At 55.2% G+C, this 4,865-nt stretch carries 3 protein-coding genes; all 3 read left to right on the top strand.

Annotation, left to right across the window (positions count from 1 at the left end):
* Window positions 1-432: 432 nt before the first annotated feature.
* On the top strand, window positions 433-2,862 hold the full coding sequence (gene helD / locus PAT3040_RS25680; protein WP_108994922.1) for an RNA polymerase recycling motor HelD: 2,430 nt from the start codon (window positions 433-435) through the stop codon (window positions 2,860-2,862).
* A 117-nt stretch (window positions 2,863-2,979) separates the two neighbouring features.
* Window positions 2,980-3,123, top strand: coding sequence for a hypothetical protein (locus PAT3040_RS37410; RefSeq protein ID WP_181376829.1), 144 nt, complete (start codon window positions 2,980-2,982; stop codon window positions 3,121-3,123).
* 134 nt (window positions 3,124-3,257) lie between these two features.
* A partial coding sequence (abc-f, locus tag PAT3040_RS25675) for a ribosomal protection-like ABC-F family protein (RefSeq protein ID WP_108994921.1) occupies window positions 3,258-4,865 on the top strand: 1,608 nt, incomplete at its 3' end.

Genomic DNA, 4,865 nt, shown 5'->3' with positions numbered 1-4,865 from the left:
TATAAAAGGCTGTACTCGTGCTAGACGTCCGAATATAGCAGAAAACTCCGCTATATAAGGTTAGACTCGTGCGAGACGTCCGGATAAAGCGGAAAATTCCGCTATAAAAGGCTGGGCTCGTGCTAGACGGCCGAATAAAGCGTAAAACTTCGATATAAAGGTTCGTCCGGGCAAGTCTCCCGTGGCAAGTTGTGCAGCCATCAAAAAAGACGGCCTCTGTCATCGACAGAGGCCGTCTTTGGTTATGTGATCAATTAGAACTGTTTACATGACAAACAGTCTATGTTATGATTAATAAATCTGTGCGAACCTCATTAATTTAGACGGAGTTAGAACATCTTATCTATACTTCTATAATATCATGTGGATCGCCGAATTGTCAACCAGGTTTTTAAAAAATCCATAACCACCGAAGGAGCGTGTTCGCAAGAGATGATCAGCGCCGACGATTGGAAGGAAGAGCAAGAGCGGCTGAAGTCCGTAACGGAGCAGCTGCACAAGGAGATAGACAGGCTGGAACCCGAGGTTGCGGGGCTTCACCATCAAGTGACGGATATCCGCAAGCAATTCTGGGAAGAAGTGACGGTTAATACGAGCACGGACGAGGATTTCGAGGAAACGTTCCACAGCATCAAGCAGCAGGAAGCGCTGCTGTCGGAGCGGGAGCGAAGCCACCGCCAGCGTTTGAAGCAATGGAACAATATGAAGCGGCTGCTGCCATCGCCTTATTTCGGACGGATCGATTTCGCGGAGGAGGGGGAAGGCTCCCCTGAGCGAGTCTATATCGGCGTCTCCTCTTTTGTCGACGAAGAAGGTTTGAACTTCCTGGTGTACGATTGGAGAACGCCCATCGCGAGCCTATATTATGACGCCTCTCCGGGAGAGACGGAATACGAAACGCCCGGCGGTACCGTCCGGGGGACAATGGCGCTGAAGCGGCAATATCAAATTCGGAGCGGAGAGCTCCGCAATGTATTCGATACCAGCGTCACGATCGGCGACGAGCTGCTCCAGCAGGCGCTGGGCAACGGGGCGGACACGGCCATGAAGAGTATCGTAGCCACGATACAGAAGGAGCAGAACGCCATCGTGCGCGACGTTAAGAGCCACATGCTCATCGTGCAGGGAGCGGCCGGCAGCGGCAAGACGTCCGCCGCTCTTCAGCGCGCAGCCTATTTGCTGTATAGATACCGCAATCGGCTGACGGCGGATCAGATCGTCCTGTTCTCTCCTAATCCCATGTTCAACAGCTACGTGTCCACCGTGCTTCCGGAGCTCGGCGAGGACAATATGCAGCAGACGACCTTTCAGGAGTATCTGGCCCATTGGCTGGAGCCCGAAGTTTCGGTTGAGAGCCCTTTTGACGGATTGGAATTTGCGCTGACAACGGAGGACAGGGACGCGTATGAGGCCAGGCAGCAAGGGATTCGGTATAAAGCGTCGGAAGCCTTTCTAGACGCGCTTCGCCGGTATGCGGAGTGGCTGTGCTTGCAAGGAATGAGGTTTATCGGCATTACGTTTATGGACAGGGAACTCGTTACCGCGGAACAAATGTCCTCTAAATTTTATAGCTTCGACAGCTCGGTCTCGCTAGAGAATCGGATCACCATGCTGCGCGACTGGCTGCTAAAGGAGCTGGCCGTATTGGAGCGCAAGGAGCGTGCGGCGGATTGGGTTCAGGACGAACTGAACTATCTGGATATGGAGGACTATCAAGCGGCATACGGCTCCATAAGGAAAAAATACGAGAAGGAAGACGCGGTCTTCGACTTTACTCAACAATATCTGGATGCGTATGGAGACGTCCCCAAGCGGGAGCTGGGAGAAGAGAATGTGTTCGACTTCGGCGATCAAGAGGAGGAGTTTCTGCGCCGCATGATCGCGAAGGAAAGGTTCGCGCCGCTGCGGCGGCAAGTAAAGCGTCTCAAGTTCGTCGATGTGATCGGTCTCTACAGCAGTCTGTTCGACGATGCGTCAAAGTATCGGGACATGACAGGAGAGCAGGAGCTGCCATCGCTATGGAGCGATATATGCCGGGCAACGCAAGAGAAGCTGGAGAGAAAGGAGTTGCTGTATGAGGATGCGACTCCGTTTCTCTATATGAAAGAGCTCGTGGAAGGCGCCCGGAGAAACAATGACGTGCGGCATGTGTTCGTGGACGAAGGCCAGGATTATTCGCCGTTCCAGTACACCTTCTTGAAACGATTGTTCCCCCACGCCCGCATGACGGTGCTAGGCGACTTCGGGCAGGCGATCTTTCCTCAGGCGACCAATCTGCAGGAGACGGATTCTCCGCTGGTCCGACTCTACGGAGAAGAACATACGACGCTCATACGCCTCGTCAGAAGCTATCGTTCTACGCGGGAGATCGTATCGTTTACGAAGCCGTTGCTGTCCGAGGGCGAGGGGATTGTGCCTTTTGACCGGAGCGGGGGCAAACCGATAGTGACGATGCTTGACAATGACGGGGAGCGAACGGCGCGTATGCTGCAAGACCTCGCCAAGCTGCAAGCGGAAGGCTTCGGTTCCATCGCCGTCATTACGAAGACCGCGGCGGAGAGCCGCGAGGCCTTTGGGAGCCTGACGGCTGCGGGAGGCGAGAATCTCCTGCTCATCACAAAGGAGACGCTCACCTTCGAACGGGGTATCTCCATTCTTCCGGCCTATCTGGCCAAGGGCGTCGAGTTCGACGCGGTTTTGATCTACGACGCATCCGCTCATGTGTACAATCGGGAGAGCGAGCGGAAGTTGTTTTATACCGCCTGTACGCGTGCGATGCATCGACTGCGGCTGTACGTAATTGGCGAAGCGACACCTTATCTGACGGGACTGGACCGGGAATTGTACGTGACGGAGTCCTGACAGATCGACGCGAAGCCGTGGGGCAGAGGGATTTCCATTTGCGCGTATGTATGTTGCGGAAGGCGCAGAGGCTGTTGTATACTGAAAACTAATTATGCAAGAGGAGGTGAAGGTAGGATGAATTCGGAAGTTGTGAACGCGCAAGTGAGCCGGCTGCCCATCGCGATGGCTGGCATCGTTCATGGTTTGGCGCAAGACGGGAGAAGTCTGTCCACTTATGACCATACGATAACACAACTTGCGAAGAGGCTCCTACCTTAACCTGAACGGATCGAACGGAACAGGACGTGGGGAATTTTCCCTGCGTCCTTTTTAATATGTCCGGCGTCTTCGAGTGAACTCGCCGGAGATCTGAAAGCAGGCGGGTAGGGCCTCCATTATGAGGAGGAAACCCTATGTTAACGATAAATTGCCAGAATGTGAAAAAATACAACGCCGCCCAGCTCGTCCTGGAAAACGTCACCTTTGAGCTTCGGCATGGAGAGAAAGCCGGGCTTGTCGGCCGCAACGGCAGCGGCAAGACGACTTTGCTCCGCATGATCGCCAAGCTGGACGCTCCTGACGAAGGAATGCTGGCCATCAGCAAGGGCGCGCGGATTGGCTATCTTCGGCAAATGCCGGATATGAGCCCCAGCACGACGGTACGCGAAGTGCTGGAGAGCGGCTTCCGAGACTTGCTGGATTGCCGAGCTCGCATGACGCAGCTGGAGTCGGAGATGTCCTCGCCGAAGCAAAGTCCGGAGCGATTGGAAGATCTGCTGGCGGAATATGCGAAGCTGCAGGAGCGTTTCGAGCGGGACGGAGGATACGAGCTGGAAGCCCGAATCGACGGAGTGGCCGACGGCTTGCGTATCCCGCGGGAGTGGTACGCTCGCGCCTACGCAACATTATCCGGCGGGGAGAAGACGAAAGTCGGACTCGCTTCGGAGCTGCTGAGAGAGCCGGAACTGCTGCTGCTTGACGAACCTACGAACCATCTCGACATGGGCGCGGTGGAGTGGCTCGAGGATTACCTGCTGGGGTACGACGGAGCCTGTCTGATCGTATCCCACGATCGCTATTTCCTCGACCGTGTCGTAACGAAGATCGTGGAGTTGGAGGACGGCGAATCGACGGTTTTCCATGCCAACTACAGCGGCTACGCCAAAGAGAAGGAGGAGCTGGTCCTCCGCCAATTCGCCGATTACCAAGAGCAGCAGAAGGTTATAAAGAAGATGCGCGAGACGATCAAGCAACTGATGGAATGGGGCAGGATCGGCGATAACGGCAAGTTCTTTCGGAGAGCGGCAAGCATGCAGAAGGCGCTCGACCGCATGGAGAAGCTTAAGCGTCCCGCGATCGATCGCAAGGAGGCGGAGTTCGGGCTTCGTCCTACCGGGCGATCTGGGAAGCAAGTCGTCGTATTCGACGGCGTAGAGAAGCGCTTTGGGGCGACAACGGTGTTAAAAGGCATCTCCGGAGAGTTGCATTATGGCGAGAAGGTTATGCTGATCGGCGACAACGGCTCCGGCAAATCCACTTTGCTGAAGCTCATGTTAGGGGATTATGCTCCGGACGGCGGGGAGCTGAAACTGGGCTCGAGAGTCGAGGCGGGTTATCTGGCTCAGCAGCAGCGACCGGACAATCCGGATCAGACGATCTTGGACTACTATCGGGAGGAAGCGGGCGTGGAGGAGGGCGAAGCTCGGAACAGCCTTGCAGCCTACATGTTCTACGGCAAGGAAGTGTTCAAGCCAGTAGGTATGTTATCGGGCGGAGAATGGACGCGTCTTCGACTGGCGCTGCTCGTGCTCGGGAAGCCGAATCTGCTTATTCTCGACGAACCGACGAATCATATGGATATCCCGTCCAGAGAAGCGTTGGAGGATGCGCTGGAGGACTACCCCGGCACAATTTTGATCGTGACGCACGACAGATACCTGATCAATCGGTTAGCGCAGAAAATATGGGAGCTGGACCGCGGCCGTCTCTCCGTCTATCTGGGAGGATTCGATGAATACAAG

Source organism: Paenibacillus agaridevorans, assembly GCF_003112455.1.
Classification (GTDB): domain Bacteria; phylum Bacillota; class Bacilli; order Paenibacillales; family Paenibacillaceae; genus Pristimantibacillus; species Pristimantibacillus agaridevorans.
This window is presented reverse-complemented; position numbering and strand designations above follow the sequence as displayed.